The organism is Wolbachia endosymbiont (group B) of Eucosma cana, assembly GCF_947250645.1.
Lineage (GTDB): Bacteria > Pseudomonadota > Alphaproteobacteria > Rickettsiales > Anaplasmataceae > Wolbachia.
This window is the reverse complement of record NZ_OX366334.1, coordinates 160,947-178,931: the sequence shown is the minus strand read 5'-3', so window position 1 is coordinate 178,931 and position 17,985 is coordinate 160,947. Positions and strand designations below refer to the sequence as shown.

The window sequence follows — 17,985 nt, the reverse complement described above, 5'->3', positions numbered from 1 at the left end:
GTTATGTATTGATATATGAAAACTTTTTTCTTAAAAGAGAAACAAGTCGACAAAAAATGGCTTGTTATAGATGCAGAAGGATTAGTAGTAGGAAGGCTTGCAGCGTTTGTAGCAGCGCTATTGCGTGGAAAGCATAAGCCTGAATACACACCTCATATGGATTGTGGAGATAATGTAATTATTGTTAATGCAGAAAAGGTACATTTTACCGGAAAGAAACTTAAAGATAAAATCTACTATAGGCATACAGGTTATTCTGGTGGTTTAAAGAAAACTACTCCAGATAATATTTTAAATGGCAAATTCCCTGAGCGTGTGATAAAAATGGCAGTAAAAAGAATGCTTGATGATGGTCCTATGGCACGCAGACGGTTTGAAAATTTGTATGTTTATTCTGGTTCAGAACATAAGCATCAAGGACAGCAACCTGAAAAAATAGATTTTGCCTCTTTAAATCGTAAAAATAAGAAATAATGGAGCAAAAAGTGAAAATAAATAATAATGATCAGCCAAAAAAGGCAATGATTGACTCACTTGGTCGTTCATATGCCACAGGTCGAAGGAAAGAATCTGTAGCAAGAGTATGGATAAAGCCAGGAAGTGGAAAATTTAGTGTTAATAAAAAAGACGATTTAATTTCTTATTTTAAAAGAGAATCAGTGTGTCAAATGATTAAAACGCCATTCATAGTAACTTCTATGTTAGATAGGTATGATGTGTTTGCAACTGTAAAAGGTGGAGGACTATCTGGCCAAGCAGGTGCCTTAGCTCATGGAATAAGCAGAGCTTTAAGTAGTATAAGTCAAGATCTACACTCTATATTACGTAAAGGTGGATTCCTAACTAGAGATTCACGTGTTGTTGAGCGTAAGAAATATGGTCAACATAAAGCTCGAAAAAAATGTCAGTTTTCTAAGAGATAATTGTTTTATAATGGTATTTTTTTGTAAATGTTATACAAGTTCTTACAAGGGTTTATGACATTTTCTCTTTTTATGACGAATTTAGTTGACTATTAGCATTAGCATAATATGCTGTTTATGTAATTTTTCAATATTAAGGTAATTTATGAGTAAAGAAGATATAGTAAACCAACTGAGTAAAGAGTGCTCTAGTCAAGGTATAGATATAACAAAAGCTAGTTTAGGTAAGATTCATGATATTTTTATGGAAACAATCAAGAACGATCTAATTTGTCAGGGTGAAATACGTTTGCATGGAATAGGGACATTCTCTACTGCTATAAGTAAGGAAAGACAATGCCGCAATCCTCAAAATGGTGAGATTATGACCGTTCCTGAAAAGAAAAAGGTAAAGTTTAAAGCAAGTCAAACTCTTTTAAGTACTTTAAATGACAAAGAGAAAGTATCAGCTATTTAGATATAGTCATTTTCATCTTTTTAGTTACACTGTGTAAACCATGAAATATAGCCTCACTGATTAAAGAATGGCCTATATTAAGAGCTGAGATGTGAGGTATCTCTTTTATTCTTTTAGCATGTTTATAATTTATGCCATGCCCTGCGTGGCACTCTATTCCTAGCTTATTAATGTATTCTGCAGAGTTAGTAATAAGTTTTAATTTTTCTTCTGATGGATTATCACAGTAATTCCCCGTGTGAATTTCTATTATGTCAGGCTTTCTTTCTAGCTTCTCAAGATATTTTAGTTGATTAATATTTGGATCGATAAACAGTGAGACTTTTATGTCAAAGCTGTGCATTTCCTCTATTATACCAGAAAGTTTACTGTGCATATTCACGATATCCAAGCCACCTTCGGTTGTTAATTCTTCTCTTTTTTCTGGTACTATACAAATCGAGTAGGGTTTTACTTCTTTTGCTATTTTGAGCATTTCTTCCGTAGCTGCAATTTCAAGGTTCAACTCAGTGCTAATGTTTTGTTTTAGATTGAATACATCCTCATCTCTGATATGCCTTCTGTCTTCTCGTAAGTGTACAGTGATAAAATCTGCTCCAGCATCAATAGCTATTCTTGCTGCTTTTAATGGATCTGGATAAGAAGCTCCACGTGCGTTGCGAAGGGTTGCAACGTGATCAATATTAACGCCCAATTTCACAATTGACCTCAAAAATTATTTATAAATTATACATATTATTAGATCTTATGCATGTCATTGTTTAATGCCATAGCTGAAAGACGGAGCTAGCAGTTATACCAATTCTCATTGTTGGCAAGTCAAATAAGAAACATTCAAAATTGTTTGATTGTGGAAGTGGAAAGAGAAGTAATAAATTTGCGTACACTTGCCCTTTTTTACAGTTAATCTAGTTTATAGAACTACTCGTGGTAATCCAAACAAGATTTTTTCTCATAATCAGGTTATAGTAAACGGGGAAAATTTTTCGCATCTAAAAAATTTTAGATTTAGGATTGAAATTAATAAGTGGAGTGATTATGTAGTTCATGTATTAGTAAAAGGAGGTACAACATGGGTAATATAGTTCATTTAAATAAAAACAATAACCGTGATAATTTTAGTGTAAGAGGGTTACAAAGAGCCGTTGATGACATATTTGATAGCTTCTTTACAGGATGGAACCCAGAGCTTTCTAAAAGAGGCAGTAGCCTACTACCAGTTTGTGACCTTTATGAAACAAAGGAAAGCTATTGCCTATCATTAGAGTTACCAGGTATTCCTAAAGAAAGCATAGACATTAGTATATCTGGCGATAACTTAATAGTGAAGGGTGAAAAAACATGTGATAATGAATCAAAAGATAAGCAGTTTTACCACAAAGAAAGGTACTATGGTTCTTTCTATAGATCTATTCAACTTCCAACAAATGTAGAGCAAGATAAGGTATCTGCCAACTTTTTAGATGGGGTATTGCATGTAACCATACCTAAATCAGAGAAACACATAAAGAAAATTGATGTAAAGTAACCAGTAAGTAATAGCAGGCTTCTGACCTTGAGGCTTGCTATTTTAATATCTGTTCAGCAAAGTGGCAAAATAAGATAGACAGATAAGACAATCATAAAAATAAATGTTGTCATTCCAGCACTTGATGCTGGAATCTAGTAAAAAAAGAATGGATCCCAGTGTCTGAACACTGGGATGACATCATCATAGAGATCAGCTACTTGAATGACAATATTTGCTGTGTAATTTACCTTAAAAAATGAATATTCCTACAGCTACGTGTAAGCTACTTTCATGATACTCATTTACTTGTCTTTTTTGCCACTTTGCTGAACAGATATGTAAAATATGAAAAAAATACCAATAAAAAAAGGCCGTATTAACTTTAACAATTTAAAATGATTTAATGTGAAAACCATAGGCGCCAATTGTTTTTTTAACTTAAAAATAAAAGTCAAGTATCAGGAATTCTAGACATAAACCCTCCTATATGAATAAAGAGCTAGCAAAAATAAACTTATATATTTTTTGCTGAAATTTGATTATTTGGTGAAAAAACCTGCAGGTGAAGATAGATTTTGGATCCTAAAAAACCTTCATTTTCCACTATAATGAAGCCACCAGAGTCTGTCAAGTAATTTTTTATTTAAATTTGTTGCAATCTTTTTATACATTCATCTTTCCCAAGAATTACCATGATATCGATGATTCCAGGCGCATCCATTACTCCTGTTATAGGGGCGCGTAATGAGTGGTATACATCGCTCATTTTCATATTATATAACTTCGAAAATTCCTTGATTTTAGCAGATAAAAAATTCTTATTCCAATCTTCACTACCTACACTCGAAAGAAATGATACAAGTAACTTAATTATATCGAGGTTAGATTTGATAATTTGTTGAGCTTCTTCACTAAAATCAACTTGAATATAAAATTTTGCTAAATCCAATAATTCGGTCAGATAGTTTGCTCTTTTTTTCAGCTCTGTCAGTCCCTGAAGTAAATAGCCCTTTTTTTTGTCAGTTAGAGTATTTTCTCTAAGCATTAGAGTCAGAATATCTTCATTGCTCATATTACTAATATAGTGGTTATTCAAATGCTCCAGTTTTTTGAAATCGAGCCGTGCAGGTGAGCGACCGATGCTTTCTAAATTAAACCACTCTATTGCTTGCTCATCGCTAATAATCTCATCGTTGCCATGACTCCAGCCAAGTCTTAGCAAGTAATTACGCATTGCCTGTGGCAATATTCCCATCTTTTCATAATCGCAAACACTTGTAGCACCATGTCTTTTAGATAACTTATTCCCGTCTTCTCCATGAATTAGCGGTACATGTGCAAAGCGTGGGACATCAAAATCAAGAGCCTGATATATTAGTAATTGTTTGAAGGTATTAGTGAGATGATCAGAGCCACGTATAATATCGGTTATTCCGGCATCATGGTCATCAACCACTACAGCAAAAATATATGTTGGAGTATTGTCAGAGCGCAAGATTATTATGTCATCAAGCTGATCTCTACTTATTGTAACTTGGCCGTATATTTTATCGTCAACAACAATATCTTCTGAGTCTGGCACTTTGAAGCGAACAACAGGCTCTGCATTTGATGTCGAATGAGTACACTTATGCTTATATATTTTTCCTTCTTCCCTTGCTTTTGCCTTCTTTTCTGCAATTTCATTCTCGGGGCAGTAACAATGATACGCCCTACCCTTTTCAACTAAAAGATTTGCAACCTCAATGTGCTGCTCTATTTTTTTTGATTGATATATTATTTCCCCATCATAGTTTATTCCAAGCCATCTTAACCCATCTATTATTGCATCAATTGCTTCCTGTGTTGAACGTTTTCTGTCGGTATCCTCAATCCTTAGTAAAAACTGGCCACCATGACGCTGTGCATAGAGCCAATTAAATAAAGCTGTGCGAGCTCCTCCAATATGTAAAAATCCTGTTGGTGATGGAGCGAATCTAGTGACTATACCTGGCATATTTGTCTATTGTGATAACGTAACCGATGATAACTAAAATTTGCACTTGCAACAACGTGGAACTATAGTAAACTTGAAAGATCAATTTACATTTATTTTTAACAAACTGCAATATTAGTAAATGCAGTGAGGTGTATATATGGGTAATTTATTTGAAATTGTAAGAGAAGTTGTAACAAAAGAGGATGAAAATAAATTTATTGAAGCTTGCAAGAAAAGAGTTGCTTGTGTAGCTAAGCATAGAATTGATGAAAATGGAAACCCATTTCATATAGCAGCAAGTGAAGGATTCCTGTTACCTGCGTTAAAAGAGATTATAGAGTATTTAGAAGAAGATACTGAGAGCAGAGTCAAGAAAGCAAAAGAAGCTAAAGATTGGGAGAAAGTAAAAAGCTTAAAAAAGGAACTTGAGAACAATAAGAAATATATTAAGGAAGCACTCCTCGATAAAAGCTATATTAAGGATGACGGGAAGAAGGCAGTATCACCCCTTTATTTCTTGGACCCTGCAGAGCGGAAGGAAGTTAAGCAAATTGCAGATATAAAATGTGGCTTTATATGTAATAAGAAGTTTCATATATGCTTATATATAGTAGGAGCTATAGTGTGTGCTATCACTATGTGTGTATCTTTGTATCTTCTATTTTTGGCTTCTCAATCTCTTGCATTGGCTTCAATAGCAACAATAGCTTCTGGAGGATCTTCATATCTGTTATTTAAGGCATGTAATGAAGTATATGGCCTCTATAACGAAAGTACTATAGTGATAGATCCTGATGTTATGCAACTTTTAGATAGTGGTTTAGCCCCAACATGAAGTACTTGCAGGAAATAATATAGAAATTTACTTTCTTAACTTAAGAAAGTATACTGATAAGATGATAAGAAAGAAGTATAGTAAGATTTTAGTAGCGAACAGAGGGGAGATTACCTGCAGGATAATCAAAACTGCGCACAAGATGGGCATATCTTGTGTGTCTGTGTACTCAGATGCAGATGCAAATTCTGTGCATGTAAAGCAAGCAGATGAGTCAAGGCACATTGGCCCTTCGCCTGCTTATCTTAGTTACTTAAATATCGAAAAAATATGCGAAGTAGCAGTTGAAACAGGTGCCGAGGCGGTTCATCCTGGCTATGGGTTTTTAGCAGAAAATCCAGATTTTCCCCGTGCTCTGGAAAAACATAACATAGATTTCATTGGTCCAAGTGCAGAAACAATAGAAGTTACAGCCAACAAAATAACGGCAAAAGAAGAGGCAAGAAAGGCTGGAGTAAATGTAGTGCCAGGATATATGGGTAAGATCGAAAACGCTGACCATGCATCCATGGTTGCTGAAGAAATTGGTTTTCCCGTTATGCTCAAAGCTGCATCAGGTGGTGGTGGCAAAGGAATGCGAATTGTACATTCCAAAAAAGAAATTGAACTAGCATTTACATCAGCAACAAACGAAGCAGAAAAAAGTTTTAAAGATGGTAGTATTTTTATAGAGAAATATATAGAGCTGCCAAGACACATTGAAATACAAATTATAGCAGACAAATACGGGAATGTAGTGTGTCTTGGAGAGAGAGAATGTTCGATACAGAGAAACAACCAGAAAATAATAGAAGAAACTCCAAGTCCATTTATCAGTGAAAAGGTGAGACAAAAAATGTATGCTCAATGTGTCTCCCTTGCAAAACAAGTTGGCTATTTTTCAGCAGGCACTGTTGAGTTTGTTGTTGATAAAGACCAAAACTTCTATTTTCTTGAGGTAAATACGAGATTACAAGTTGAGCATCCAGTAACAGAATTCGTAACAGGAACAGACATAGTAGAAGAAATGATTAGAACTTCCTGTGGAGAAAAATTGAGATTCAATCAGGATGATATTAAACTTACTGGTTCTGCAATAGAAAGTAGAATTTGTGCTGAAGACCCATCAAAGAAATTTTTCCCTTCCAGCGGAAGAATAAAATATTACGATAAACCGGATGAAAATGATCATGTAAGAATAGATGATGGAGTAGCTAGCGGTTCAGAAATCAGCGTGTTCTACGACTCAATGATTGCAAAAGTTATAACCTATGGAAAAGATAGAATAGAAGCAATCAGCAGAATGCAAAGAGCTTTATCTGAGTGCTATATAGGAGAAGTAACAAACAACATAGAATTTCTAGAATCCATCTTCCATCATCCAAATTTTATTGCAGCAAAGCTCCACACGAGATTTATTCCCAACCATTATCCCAGTGGATTTCAAGGTGATTTTATCACAGAGGAATATATTAAAATATTTATTTTTACTGCACTGTATGTTCACTTAGAAAATGAGGAAAGGTATTACAGTAAGTCAATAGATGAAGCATTCATAGTGAAAATAGATGACAATGAGTATCCCGTAAATGCAAAATATCAAGATAACACATTAACAACAGTATATAACCACAATAAATACTCCGTGGTGGGTAAGTGGAAATCAAGTTACAGATTGCTATATATAACAATTAATGATGATAACAACATAGCACTTAAAATAGAAAGGCAAGGTAGCAAATACTGCATAAAACATGCGGGTATGAAAGTTGAATGTTTTGTATTGAAACCTTACATAGCTGAATTAAGCAGGTTAATGCTAAATAATGAAACTGAAGGGATTTCAGTAGATACTGTGAAATCTCCAATATCTGGTTTATTGGTTAAATTACATGTCAATGCTGGAGATCAGGTAGAGGTAGGACAACCTCTATTTGTTGTAGAGGCAATGAAAATGGAAAATATAATATGTGCTGAATCAGAAATGGTGATAAAAAATATCCCTGTTAAAGAAGGAAAAAATATACATGCTGGTGATTTGGTATTAGATCTGATTTCTTAAATAACGCAAGCAGTATAAACCTGATCCAAATAAGATAAATGAAAACATTTGATGGGCTATAGCAATAGCCATTGGTATATGCAGCAACAAAGTGACTATTCCTAGAATTACCTGAATGATGACAGAGAATAGCATAACATATAATGGTCTTATACTGGCATTTTTTATTGTGAGTATTGCTACCAGAACTAATATCAGCAATGCCAGTACTCTATGCACAAATTGCACTGTTGCTCTATTTTCAAAGATATTGAGCCATGTAGGCTGTAAGAAAAATAAATCTTCCGGAACAATTTGTCCATCCATCAGTGGAAAGGTATTGTAAATTAAACCAGCATTTAACCCTGCAACAAATGCACCGAAGATTATTTGTATTGCAACTAGGATTAAAATTATCCATATGTAACATGTAATGTTGCTATTAATTTTAATTATCTGTTTTGGTTTGATTTGGTAATTAAAAAATTGATATGACAATAATGCAAAGATACCCAATGCAAGCAGTAAGTGAAGTGCGAGCTTATAGTGACTAACATGAGGATTAGATACCAAACCGCTTTTAACCATATACCAACCGGCAAAAGCTTGTAAAATTCCAAATAATAGTGCTGTAGATAACCTTATTACTGCATTTTTAGGTATTCTTTTTTTTAGTGTAAAGTATATAAATGGTAAGATAAAAACTAAACCTGTCAGCCTTGCAATTAGTCTATGCACGTATTCTATTAAGTATATGGTGCGGAATTCTTCCATACTCATACCATAGTTAAATGCTTTATATTCAGGTGTAGCTTCATATTTTACTTTTTCTTTAATCCAGTCTTGTTCACTAAGCGGTGGCAATGTTCCGGTAATTGGTTTCCATTCCGTGATTGACAATCCTGCTTTTGAAAGTCTGGTAAATCCACCAATCCCCACCATGCAAATCACCATGAAAGAGCAGAGAAAAAGCCAAATAGCTACAGGTTTTGCTTCCATAAGCCATGCTGAGTTTTGTTCCATTGCTGAGGATGAATAACAAATTCCCACAAAGCGAGAAAAGCTGCAACGCTATGTAGTAGACTATAAACGGGAAAAAATATTGATATTATATAAAAATAAAAAGGCATTTTTTGCTGTTTGATAGCTATTATCAAAAAAATCAAGTTAATAACGTATACTACTATAAAATAATATAAAAATAATCCACTTAAAACTTGAGTTAGTATCAATGAAAGCAACAAAAAAGGAGTCATAAAAAACATCAAAGCTGAGGAACCAACAAAAAGGTTTAATAGCAAAATTCCTTTGAGTCCAGTGTGCTTAAAAAGTAATTTTATATTTTTTAAGTGAACAATGTAAGTTTGCATATAACCTTTAATCCAGCGTGCTCTTTGTTTGATCCAAGCAAACACAGTAGTTGGTGATTCTTCCAATGTTTCTGAATCAATAATCCTGGTTTTATATCCCATTTGCGCAAGTCTCAAACCAAGGTCAGCGTCTTCAGTGACATTGTAAGCATCCCAAAAAAGCACTTTCTTTAAAATTTCCACTGAAAAATGGTTACTGCTACCGCCCAAAGGTATTGGCATGTTCATTTTTTGAAATCCAGGCAAAAAATATTGAAACCAGTTCATATACTCGAGAGAAAAGAATTTTGTAAGAAAATTGCAACCAAAGTTATAGTAATTTAATTTCGCCTGTACACAAGCCAACTTTTCGTCGCCCTTATTAAATTCAATTAGTGCTTTTTTTAACTGCAACGGATCTGGCTTGTCATCTGCATCATATATTACCACATACTTTCCTCTAGCAAAGCTCATAGCATAATTGCATGACTTAGCTTTTGTTCTAGGCAGAGAATGAGGCACTTTTATTACTTCAAAATACTGTGGTAAAGTGCATTTTTCTATAGCTGCCAACATTTCTTGATCATCGCTCTCTATCACAAGCTTTACATCTAATTTTGATTTTAGATAATCCAAACTTTCAATGCTCTTAATCAATTGCTTTATAACCGCATTCTCTTTAAAAGCAGGCAATAAAATAGTATATATAGGTTCATTCATCTTATCATAATCTGCTTTTTGGTTAGAAATTTTACGCAAGCCAAAAATTTTAGTTACAAATTTGAATAAAGAACTAGAACATCCGATTATAAATATCAACACCAAAGCAAAATATGCATATTTTTTTGTCAGTGTTAAAGTCGAAATCATAACAAAGAAAGAGGAAAAAAAGATTGAACTGAGCCTAATGCTTTTAGCTGAAAAATTAGGATTCTTATAATATAAGTAGTTACTTGCGAATTCTGAAATACCAAAGTGTGAGTTAAGAAGATTTAAAATCTGTTTGCTATCTACTTTTATCAATACATATTCAATACCGTAATGAGATTCGACCCAAAGGTTGATATCTTGGCTTATGTCTTCAACCATAAAAAAAGTAGTATCATTTAATTTTTGCCAAGGAATTATATTAAACCTATAGTAGAAAAGTTTCTCTTGTTCTTTGCATAAACTAGAATCAAATTTAATTTTTTCTACATTATCAGTTTGAAGTACAGGCATTAAACTTAATGCAACTTTTTGCTCAAGTCACGTGAAAACGAAGATATAACCTCACTACTACGCTTATCATCTTTACGTTCATGCATTATTTTTTTTACAGCATCAGCAGCTATACTCGCTGTGTTAGCTTGTAAATCCCCAAGAGCTTTTTCAACTTGGTCAGTAACTTTCTTCAAATTAGAATGGGCATTTTCATCTAACGTTTGATCGAGTTGCTGTCTATTATGCTTAATAATACTATTAGCCTTATCAAGTGCTTCATTCATCATTTTGTTAACTTCTGCATCTAATTTTTTGTATTTTTCAGAAGATTTTTTGTAATACTCCAACATATCTTTTCTGAATTTTTCAGTTTCTTCACTTGAAAACTTGCTTTTGTTACGTTTATTGTTAAGCGCGTTTTTTATTACCTTCCTTAGCAATTTATATGAGAGGATAAAACCTACTAAAAAAGCAAGGCTTATAACTAGTAATGTAGACATAAAAACCCTAAAATTCTTTTGACACCAAGTCAGCAACAAATTCCTCTTCAATCTCAGAATTAGTTAACTTAGTATAGTAAATCAAAGCAATACTAGTAGCCATTTGTTTTAATTCACTAATATACTTAGATTTAAATTGTACTACCTTTTCTTCAACAAGTTTAATCATCTTCTTGTCTTCCTCTTCCAATATATCCTTAACATTCGCTCTCATTTCTTCTACTTGAGCAAATGCATCATCTATGATTTTTTTTGCCCGTACTCTAGCTTGATTTAAAGCTGCATTATACTTGGCAATTTGCTCTTCTGTAAGTCTTAAAAGGTGAATAGAACTATTAAATGAATCTAACACTTCTTTACTTCTAGTGCTTATTATTTCATCTAACTTCGGTAAAAACAAACAACTGACTACAAAAAAAAGTGAAGAGAAAAAAATTAAAAACCAAAAAATTTGAGAAGAGAAAGTTGAAACATCAAGCTGTGGCATCTGTTAAGCAGCAAATATTAATAACATTGCAAGTACAAACGCAAGCAACCCCATGATTTCAACCATGGCAGCACCAATATAAACGTAACTTTTCATTTTACCTTCTGACTCAGGATTTCTCGCAATCCCATTTAACATAGCAGAGAAGATATTAGCTATACCTAAACCAGCACCGAGCATTCCAAATACAGCCAAACCAATTGCTATAAATTTTAAAGCCACTAAATCCATATATTACCTTTAACTATTTCTTTATAATATAATTGTAAAATATTCTGCAAGGAAGTCAATTACTTTACTGCATCTGACAAATATACACATGTTAATATAGTAAATATATAAGCTTGCAAAACTGCAACAAATACTTCAAATCCTATTAGTGCAATTATAAACAAAAAAGGTGCAGGTGTAAAAAATATGTTCATATTTATGACGAATCCTGCTATCACTTTGATGATTGTATGACCCGCAATCATATTTGCTGCAAGCCTTATTGATAAACTAATCGGTCTTACTAAATAAGCAAATAATTTAATAATGATGATTATAGGTGCAAGCCACGAAGGAGTTCCTTTTGGTAGCAATATGCGTAAAAATTCTACTCCTCTTTCTTTAAACCCAACAATCGTTATATAAGTAAAAACCACCATTGATAAAGCGAAGGTAACTATCACATGACTTGTAACTGTGAAACTATAAGGAAGAACACCAACTAAATTACACGATAAAATGAAAATAAATACTGTAAATATCAAAGGAATGTGCTCCAAACCTTTGCTTCCAGTGTTACTTTCTATTATTGAAACAACAAAATCATATACATATTCAACTGCAGCTTGCAAATATCCTGGTATTACTGCACCTTTTCTTATTCCAAGGAGCAAAAACAGTACCATTAATATCACCGAGATCATCATAAAAAGAGATGAGTTGGTAAAGTTTATGTCATACCCAAATAATTTTGGTAGTTCTATTATTGTATATACTTTAAATTGTTCTAGCGGATTTAACGCCATTTTGACCCTGTATACTTAAACTGCAGCAGTAAATAAAGTATAAATTTTATAGAATAAAGTCAAGAATTAATATAAGGAGCTCTGTATTATTATAGCATTAACATATTAACAAAATATACAATTAAAATGCAAATTATAGTCAGCTACCAATCTTATTCTAAATTCTTGACTTAACATCTTATTTTAACTATAATTTAATTTTAATATGAGGCAATTATGAACGAAATAGATTTTACTAATCCACCTTTAAATTTAGAACAGGAATGTGGTAACGGGTACATCAAGTTTACAGATTATTCTTCTAACTCAGACACTGGTCTTTTCCACATGGCAGGTGAAATGCTAAATGAAAGCCATGATGTTATAGGAAATTTCACTGGTGATGCTTACATTTATAATTTCCATATAGATGATCACAATATGAACATTCAACTCTGCATGAAAATGGACTGCAAAGGTGATATAAAGAAAATTCTTTCTTTGTAGAAAGAGTAGGCTTCTCTGTTGTTTCTTGCAATATAGAAGCCACTTATTACAACAAACTTTAAAAACATCACATTTTACATTACAATGAATTGTTGTTTCTTGTTAGATAAATGAAGTTCACATTATCTTGGTTATTAGAGTACTTAGAAACCAATGCTAGTTTAGAGGAAATTACTGATAAATTAACTCACATAGGGTTGGAAGTAGAGAATGTGATCGACAATTCCAGATTGGCCGGGTTTGTTGTTGCAGAAGTATTAGAAGTCGCACCTCATCCAAATGCTGATAAATTAAAATTATGTAGAGTAAATGATGGAAGTAAAGTTCTGCAGATAGTCTGCGGAGCAAAAAATGTTAAAGAAGGCATGAAAACTGTACTTGCATTTCTTGGTAGCACATTGCCAGAAAGCAACTTTACAATTAAGCCTACAAAAATAAGAGGAGTGCTAAGTGAAGGGATGCTCTGCTCTGCCTCTGAGCTTTCGCTGACTCAAGATGAAAGTGAAGGAATAATCGAGCTTTCTGATGATTATAAAACAGGAGATAAATTTTTCAATTGCGATCCTGTAATTGACATAAACATCACTCCAAACCGTGGAGATTGCTTAGGTGTTTATGGAATAGCACGTGATCTAGCAGCAACTGGAATTGGAACGTTAAAGACTTTAATCATTCCACAACTTACCGCTTCTATGAACTCACTAATAAACGTCAAAGTCATCGATGGGGAGAGTTTTATTAGTGGAGTATATATCACTAATGTAAAAAATAAAGAGAGTCCAAAATGGCTAAAAGATAAATTGGAATCGATAGGAATGCGCTCCATTTCTGCAATAGTTGATATTACTAATTACATTATGATATCTTTCGGGCGCCCGATGCACGCGTATGATGCAAAAAAAATAGAAGGAGAGCTCATAGTACGCAAAGCAAATGACGAAGAAAAATTTATTGGTTTAAATGATAAAGAGTACTTATTAAACAAAGACATAAGCGTTATTTCTGATGATAAAAACGTTCAGGCAATTGCTGGAATTATGGGCAGTAAGTACAGTGAATGCACTCTTGAGACTACTGATATCTTTTTAGAGTCTGCTTGGTTTGACCCCATCTCTATCACTAAATCTTCAAGGCAGCTCAGCATCTCCACAGACTCAAGTTACAGGTTTGCACGCTCAGTTGATCATGGATTCATTCTTGATGGGCTGAATCTTGTAGCCCAGGTGATTTTGGAGTTATGTGGTGGAGAAGTGTCAAGTGTAGTGTCTGCTGGTAATCTGAATAAGGCTGATACCAAGATAAATTTTGATTATCAGAATGCAAACAAACTTGGAAGTGTATCTGCATCACCTGATGAAGTACTCAATATTTTAACAAAATTAGGGTTTAGTATTGATAAAAGAACTGAAAATAATTGGAGCGTACATGTACCAAGCTGGAGACCAGACATAACCATACCTGCTGACCTAGTTGAAGAGGTAGTAAGAATATACGGCTATGATAAAATAAAGGAAGAGCCATTAGCAGGCGATGTTGTGGTAGAATTTGATACACAGGATGATTTGCGCATTTTAATGACAAGCAGAGGATTTCATGAAGTGATGACTTGGTCTTTTATGAGTGAATCAATAGCTGAAAAGTTTGGTTACTTGAATAAGTTATTTATCATCGATAATCCATTTAATAATAACTTTAATACAATGAGGCCAAGTGTCATACCAAATTTGTTGCAAGTCACTGTAGATAATATTGCTCACGGGATATCTGATCTCGCAATTTTTGAAATTGGACCAATTTACAATGGTGAAGCTCAATCTAAGTACGTTTTAAGTGGAATTAGATCAGGAAATAATTTACCGCGAAACCATTATAACACTGATAGAAAAATAGATGTTTTTGACGCAAAGGCTGACCTCATAACGGCTTTGGAATTTTTTAACATTAATTGTGATAATTTAACAATAGAAAGAGCAGAAAAAGAATATTATCACCCAGGAAAGTCAGGCACCTTATCTTTTAGAAGTAAAATAGTTGGTTATTTTGGGGAATTGCACCCAAGTGTACTGGATTCTTTTGATATCAAACAAAAAATTGTAGCCTTTGAAGTGATGCTAGAAAACATTGAAAATTTACCTGTAAGTAAGAAAAAATTTATCGATTATAAATATCAAAGTGTAAAACGCGATTTTGCATTTATTGTGAGTAAAGACATAGTAGTAGGTAGCATAATCAATATGGTGAAAAAAAGCTCAGAGCTCATCACAGAAGTTTTGATATTCGATGTATACCATGGAAATAACATAGAGCCGAATAAGATGTCTATAGCATTGTCAGTTACTTTCTGCTCTCCAACTCACACTTTAACTGAAGAGGAAATCCAAAAAGAATCAAATATGATAGTCAACTTAGTGTGTGAAAATACTGAAGGAACTTTGAGAGCTCATCATTAAGCCGTAATCGCCGTTTCCTGATTTTGCTGTGTCACGTTTACTTCATCCAATTTATTCCCTATCTTGAATTCAATATCCTTGAAAAACCTATCCCACATTCCATGCAAATGCTCTTCTACTTTAGGCCATACATCATTTTTAAATGTCGTTCCATCATCAGAAAATAAATTACCCAAAAAAACTCCTACTTCCTCATAACTTGATTGAAAATGTTGAAGAAATGTCTCTACTTCCTTATGAGTATCATGTGCCACACTCAATGCTTTCCCTTCTGTGCTATTATCTTTGTTTACAGTAGCTGACCATCCAATCACATTATAATTAAAACCAACTTTGAGAGAGTTCCAAATCCTCCACACACCACTCTTATTATCTTTTGGTACATTATTTATTATAAGATTTGCTAATCTATCTACTAGAGGAGACAATAAATCTTGACAAAAGTGTTTGATATTATCTTTCATTTTAATTACAGGACTTTTTATGCACTTTTCTGCCAAATAGTACCCAAGCTCTGCTTTCTCTAGCAACTTCTTAATTGCTTCTTCATCAAAAATTTCATGCTCGAACGCCTCCAGTAAATCATCCTCTATTATTGCAAATTTTATTTTTTCACGAGATTCTAGCTCTTCTCTATAATTATTTTTTGTTTTTTCATTTATCAATAATCCTTCTTTTTCTAATTTTAACTGTTCTAATGCTTTTAGAATTTCTTTGTTATTTTCTAAGTGCTTCTGTATTAGCTTTGTATTTGGATGCTTTTCTCCTTTTCTCTTTCGCTCATCTTCTAAGTACTTATTTAAATCCTTACTTTCTTCTATTACTTCTCTTAACGATATAGGTTGATCTAAGCATTCTGCAATTTTCACTCGGTGCACATTAATCCTCTGTACTAAATCCGGCTCCTTTTCCTCTAACAGCTTACATGAATTCTCTATACCCTTTGCTTGACTTTTAAACAAATCTTGCGTTTTACGTTTCGTTATTTCTAAATACATCTTTGCTATAAAATCATTCACTTCATCTAAAGCTTCTTTTAAACTTTTCTTGCTAGAATGATGTTTTATCTTCTTTTCTAAACTTTGAAACTGATCTATTAAGCTAAGCATGCCTAATCGACCTAACTCACCCTTTGCTTTTTTCATTACTGATTTTATTAGCTTTTGCTCAACTTCTTGATCATTATACTCGAACTTAAAAAGATCCTCTAATTTCCTTTTTAAATCATTGTATGTTAAGTTATTTTTTCCTTCATCATATATTGCTTTCAATTTTTCATGTATCCTAATATATCTTTCCTGTCCTTCTTTTTTTAAACACTCAATCTCTCTTTTAGTGTTATCTAGAGCTTTCTTCGTTTCTTGAGGATATATATCCTCATAAACATCAATAATTGCCCTCTTAGATATTTTCCTTTCTTCTTTAAGCCGTTCCCATTCTGCTTTAAATACAGGAAGCTCACTATCTTCTAAGATATCTGGTACTTTTGCTCCTGCTTTTCTCAGATCTTTTATTATCATCTCTTTCTCATTTGGTAATTCCTTACCTTGACTTTCTAATTTCTGTTTCACTAAAGTATTTTTTAGCTCATCCTCCAGTAAAAAATCTTCTTCCCGTCTATTTTGATGAAACTTAATTGCTTGTATAAAAGCAACTTGATAAGCATTTTCTATTAAGTGAGTTGTCAACTTAGAATCTATGCTACTCACCACTTTCAGCCTGAATTCACTCAATAATTCCTTCAGTTTATCATGTGTAATATCTTTCTTTTTTAGCTTCATCAGCTCTTCCATAGTTCTTGCGCATTCTTGAATCGAAGTTGCAAGCACATTCTTGATTTCACTATGTAAGGGCTTAAGACCATTTTTTAAATTGATGTTAGTTGACAATTTCAGTACGATATTGCGCTCTGAATCCCGCGTTACACTAAACCACTGATTATTTTCATTATCGCACAAATCTCTAAGTAATTGTTTAAATTGCGGTGGAAACTTTATTTCCATATCATATGCAATGCTTGACTCAGAAACCTCCATTTCATGAAAAGATACCTCTATATTTTGGTGCTTATTAGAATACTGCCCCATAGTTATTTTAAGAGCAGTAACTAAAGAGCGAGATAAATCTCTATTTAAAAGATAAAAAGTAGCCAAAGCAACTGTTGCAGGAACGATTAAGGCTACAAGCACAGTCACATTAACAAAAATTGCCATTGCAGCAAGAGCGCCATATGCCAATCTTTTTGGCACACCTGTTTCACTCTTTTTTGTCTTATCTTCCACTACACCTTCTTGTGTCTTGCTATTTGCTTTAAATCTACTGTATATGACTAACCCCAGTGCAGTAAAAGCAATATAAGGGAGCATTAAAACTGACAGAGCTAAATTTAATACTTTCTTCTCTGGGCAAGCTCTGTTTATCTCTTTCAATATTTCGCTTGACATATTATACCAAGAGGTAAAAAAGTCAGAGTCATAATCCTTATAATGGAATATACTGAGCGGAACATTAAAAGCAGCTATTTGTTTAATTAACCAATCCTGCTTACTTACAGCATCAAAAAACTCTTCTTTCTCTTCTGAATTAGCAAGACCTAAATCATTCCCTTCTTCTACATTAGAAACATCTTCCATAGCATCAAAAAACTCTTCTTCCTCTTCCAAAGCAACATTGGAAATAGATTCTACTTTACCTAAACCATCACTATTGTTATTTAAATCAATAACTTCTCTATGACCATCTGCAACAACTTGATTCATATCACCACCCTA

17 protein-coding genes are annotated in these 17,985 nt (G+C 33.3%); 8 read left to right on the top strand and 9 right to left on the bottom strand.

Annotated features, from left to right (window positions below; translation table 11 throughout):
• Positions 1–15: 15 nt before the first annotated feature.
• The 3 genes from rplM (at position 16) to OOK99_RS00880 (ending at position 1,380) form a co-directional block, all read left to right on the top strand.
• Entirely contained in the window at positions 16–474 is a 459-nt protein-coding gene (gene rplM, locus OOK99_RS00890) for a 50S ribosomal protein L13 (RefSeq protein WP_006014941.1), read from the top strand.
• On the top strand, positions 474–923 hold the full coding sequence (gene rpsI, locus OOK99_RS00885) for a 30S ribosomal protein S9 (protein ID WP_264719895.1): 450 nt from the start codon (positions 474–476) through the stop codon (positions 921–923). The genes rplM and rpsI overlap by 1 nt, the downstream gene beginning before the upstream one ends.
• Before the next feature lie 145 nt (positions 924–1,068).
• Positions 1,069–1,380: an HU family DNA-binding protein gene (locus OOK99_RS00880; RefSeq protein WP_264336228.1), complete on the top strand. Its 312-nt coding sequence runs from the start codon at positions 1,069–1,071 to the stop codon at positions 1,378–1,380.
• On the opposite strand, the gene OOK99_RS00875 is transcribed toward OOK99_RS00880, so the two are convergent.
• Positions 1,373–2,080 (bottom strand): pyridoxine 5'-phosphate synthase, encoded by a 708-nt coding sequence (locus OOK99_RS00875; RefSeq protein WP_264336229.1) that lies wholly within the window; start codon positions 2,078–2,080, stop codon positions 1,373–1,375. The two genes, OOK99_RS00880 and OOK99_RS00875, sit on opposite strands and share 8 nt — an antisense overlap.
• 372 nt (positions 2,081–2,452) lie before the next feature.
• Here OOK99_RS00875 and OOK99_RS00870 point away from each other — a divergent pair, with 372 nt between their 5' ends.
• Positions 2,453–2,908: an Hsp20/alpha crystallin family protein gene (locus tag OOK99_RS00870; RefSeq protein ID WP_143689773.1), complete on the top strand. Its 456-nt coding sequence runs from the start codon at positions 2,453–2,455 to the stop codon at positions 2,906–2,908.
• A gap of 625 nt (positions 2,909–3,533) precedes the next feature.
• Here OOK99_RS00870 and gltX read toward each other — a convergent pair.
• A complete protein-coding gene (gene gltX, locus OOK99_RS00865) occupies positions 3,534–4,886 on the bottom strand; it encodes a glutamate--tRNA ligase (protein WP_264719894.1) in 1,353 nt (450 codons plus the stop codon).
• 139 nt (positions 4,887–5,025) lie between these two features.
• Between gltX and OOK99_RS00860 the strand changes: the two genes are divergently transcribed.
• Both OOK99_RS00860 and OOK99_RS00855 read left to right on the top strand, forming a co-directional pair.
• Entirely contained in the window at positions 5,026–5,703 is a 678-nt protein-coding gene (locus OOK99_RS00860) for an ankyrin repeat domain-containing protein (protein WP_264719893.1), read from the top strand.
• Between the two features lie 61 nt (positions 5,704–5,764).
• Positions 5,765–7,744, top strand: a complete 1,980-nt coding sequence (locus tag OOK99_RS00855; protein WP_264719892.1) for an acetyl-CoA carboxylase biotin carboxylase subunit — start codon at positions 5,765–5,767, stop codon at positions 7,742–7,744.
• Here the strand turns inward: OOK99_RS00855 and OOK99_RS00850 are convergent.
• The 6 genes from OOK99_RS00850 to OOK99_RS00825 are packed head-to-tail and all read right to left on the bottom strand — an operon-like array spanning position 7,727 to position 12,278.
• Complete coding sequence (locus OOK99_RS00850) at positions 7,727–8,722, bottom strand: COX15/CtaA family protein (RefSeq protein ID WP_264719891.1); 996 nt, start codon at positions 8,720–8,722, stop codon at positions 7,727–7,729. The two genes, OOK99_RS00855 and OOK99_RS00850, sit on opposite strands and share 18 nt — an antisense overlap.
• Positions 8,704–10,293, bottom strand: a complete 1,590-nt coding sequence (locus tag OOK99_RS00845; protein WP_319803432.1) for a glycosyltransferase family 2 protein — start codon at positions 10,291–10,293, stop codon at positions 8,704–8,706. Before OOK99_RS00845 ends, OOK99_RS00850 begins: the two co-directional genes overlap by 19 nt.
• Before the next feature lie 5 nt (positions 10,294–10,298).
• Complete coding sequence (locus tag OOK99_RS00840; RefSeq protein ID WP_052264897.1) at positions 10,299–10,775, bottom strand: F0F1 ATP synthase subunit B family protein; 477 nt, start codon at positions 10,773–10,775, stop codon at positions 10,299–10,301.
• Positions 10,776–10,782: 7 nt separating this feature from the next.
• Complete coding sequence (locus tag OOK99_RS00835; RefSeq protein WP_007302046.1) at positions 10,783–11,262, bottom strand: F0F1 ATP synthase subunit B family protein; 480 nt, start codon at positions 11,260–11,262, stop codon at positions 10,783–10,785.
• A gap of 3 nt (positions 11,263–11,265) precedes the next feature.
• Positions 11,266–11,493, bottom strand: coding sequence for a F0F1 ATP synthase subunit C (locus OOK99_RS00830; RefSeq protein WP_006014985.1), 228 nt, complete (start codon positions 11,491–11,493; stop codon positions 11,266–11,268).
• Between the two features lie 59 nt (positions 11,494–11,552).
• Positions 11,553–12,278, bottom strand: a complete 726-nt coding sequence (locus tag OOK99_RS00825; protein ID WP_007302047.1) for a F0F1 ATP synthase subunit A — start codon at positions 12,276–12,278, stop codon at positions 11,553–11,555.
• A gap of 216 nt (positions 12,279–12,494) precedes the next feature.
• On the opposite strand from OOK99_RS00825, the gene OOK99_RS00820 reads away from it, so the two are divergent.
• Positions 12,495–12,764: a hypothetical protein gene (locus OOK99_RS00820; RefSeq protein WP_254229521.1), complete on the top strand. Its 270-nt coding sequence runs from the start codon at positions 12,495–12,497 to the stop codon at positions 12,762–12,764.
• 110 nt (positions 12,765–12,874) lie between these two features.
• The gene (gene pheT, locus OOK99_RS00815) at positions 12,875–15,214 is read left to right on the top strand and encodes a phenylalanine--tRNA ligase subunit beta (protein WP_264719889.1); all 2,340 of its coding nucleotides are present in this window, start codon (positions 12,875–12,877) and stop codon (positions 15,212–15,214) included.
• Here pheT and OOK99_RS00810 read toward each other — a convergent pair.
• Positions 15,211–17,973, bottom strand: a complete 2,763-nt coding sequence (locus tag OOK99_RS00810; RefSeq protein ID WP_264719888.1) for a hypothetical protein — start codon at positions 17,971–17,973, stop codon at positions 15,211–15,213. The two genes, pheT and OOK99_RS00810, sit on opposite strands and share 4 nt — an antisense overlap.
• Between the last annotated feature and the right edge of the window lie 12 nt (positions 17,974–17,985).

Excerpts from the sequence above, each read along its gene's own strand:
- rplM (WP_006014941.1), top strand. The coding sequence starts at position 16 with ATGAAAACTTTTTTCTTAAAAGAGAAACAAGTCGACAAAAAATGGCTT.
- rpsI (WP_264719895.1), top strand. The coding sequence starts at position 474 with ATGGAGCAAAAAGTGAAAATAAATAATAATGATCAGCCAAAAAAGGCA.
- OOK99_RS00880 (WP_264336228.1), top strand. The coding sequence starts at position 1,069 with ATGAGTAAAGAAGATATAGTAAACCAACTGAGTAAAGAGTGCTCTAGT.
- OOK99_RS00870 (WP_143689773.1), top strand. The coding sequence starts at position 2,453 with ATGGGTAATATAGTTCATTTAAATAAAAACAATAACCGTGATAATTTT.
- gltX (WP_264719894.1), bottom strand. The coding sequence starts at position 4,886 with ATGCCAGGTATAGTCACTAGATTCGCTCCATCACCAACAGGATTTTTA.
- OOK99_RS00860 (WP_264719893.1), top strand. The coding sequence starts at position 5,026 with ATGGGTAATTTATTTGAAATTGTAAGAGAAGTTGTAACAAAAGAGGAT.
- OOK99_RS00855 (WP_264719892.1), top strand. The coding sequence starts at position 5,765 with ATGATAAGAAAGAAGTATAGTAAGATTTTAGTAGCGAACAGAGGGGAG.
- OOK99_RS00850 (WP_264719891.1), bottom strand. The coding sequence starts at position 8,722 with ATGGAAGCAAAACCTGTAGCTATTTGGCTTTTTCTCTGCTCTTTCATG.
- OOK99_RS00845 (WP_319803432.1), bottom strand. The coding sequence starts at position 10,293 with ATGCCTGTACTTCAAACTGATAATGTAGAAAAAATTAAATTTGATTCT.
- OOK99_RS00840 (WP_052264897.1), bottom strand. The coding sequence starts at position 10,775 with ATGTCTACATTACTAGTTATAAGCCTTGCTTTTTTAGTAGGTTTTATC.
- OOK99_RS00835 (WP_007302046.1), bottom strand. The coding sequence starts at position 11,262 with ATGCCACAGCTTGATGTTTCAACTTTCTCTTCTCAAATTTTTTGGTTT.
- OOK99_RS00830 (WP_006014985.1), bottom strand. The coding sequence starts at position 11,493 with ATGGATTTAGTGGCTTTAAAATTTATAGCAATTGGTTTGGCTGTATTT.
- OOK99_RS00825 (WP_007302047.1), bottom strand. The coding sequence starts at position 12,278 with ATGGCGTTAAATCCGCTAGAACAATTTAAAGTATATACAATAATAGAA.
- OOK99_RS00820 (WP_254229521.1), top strand. The coding sequence starts at position 12,495 with ATGAACGAAATAGATTTTACTAATCCACCTTTAAATTTAGAACAGGAA.
- pheT (WP_264719889.1), top strand. The coding sequence starts at position 12,875 with ATGAAGTTCACATTATCTTGGTTATTAGAGTACTTAGAAACCAATGCT.
- OOK99_RS00810 (WP_264719888.1), bottom strand. The coding sequence starts at position 17,973 with ATGAATCAAGTTGTTGCAGATGGTCATAGAGAAGTTATTGATTTAAAT.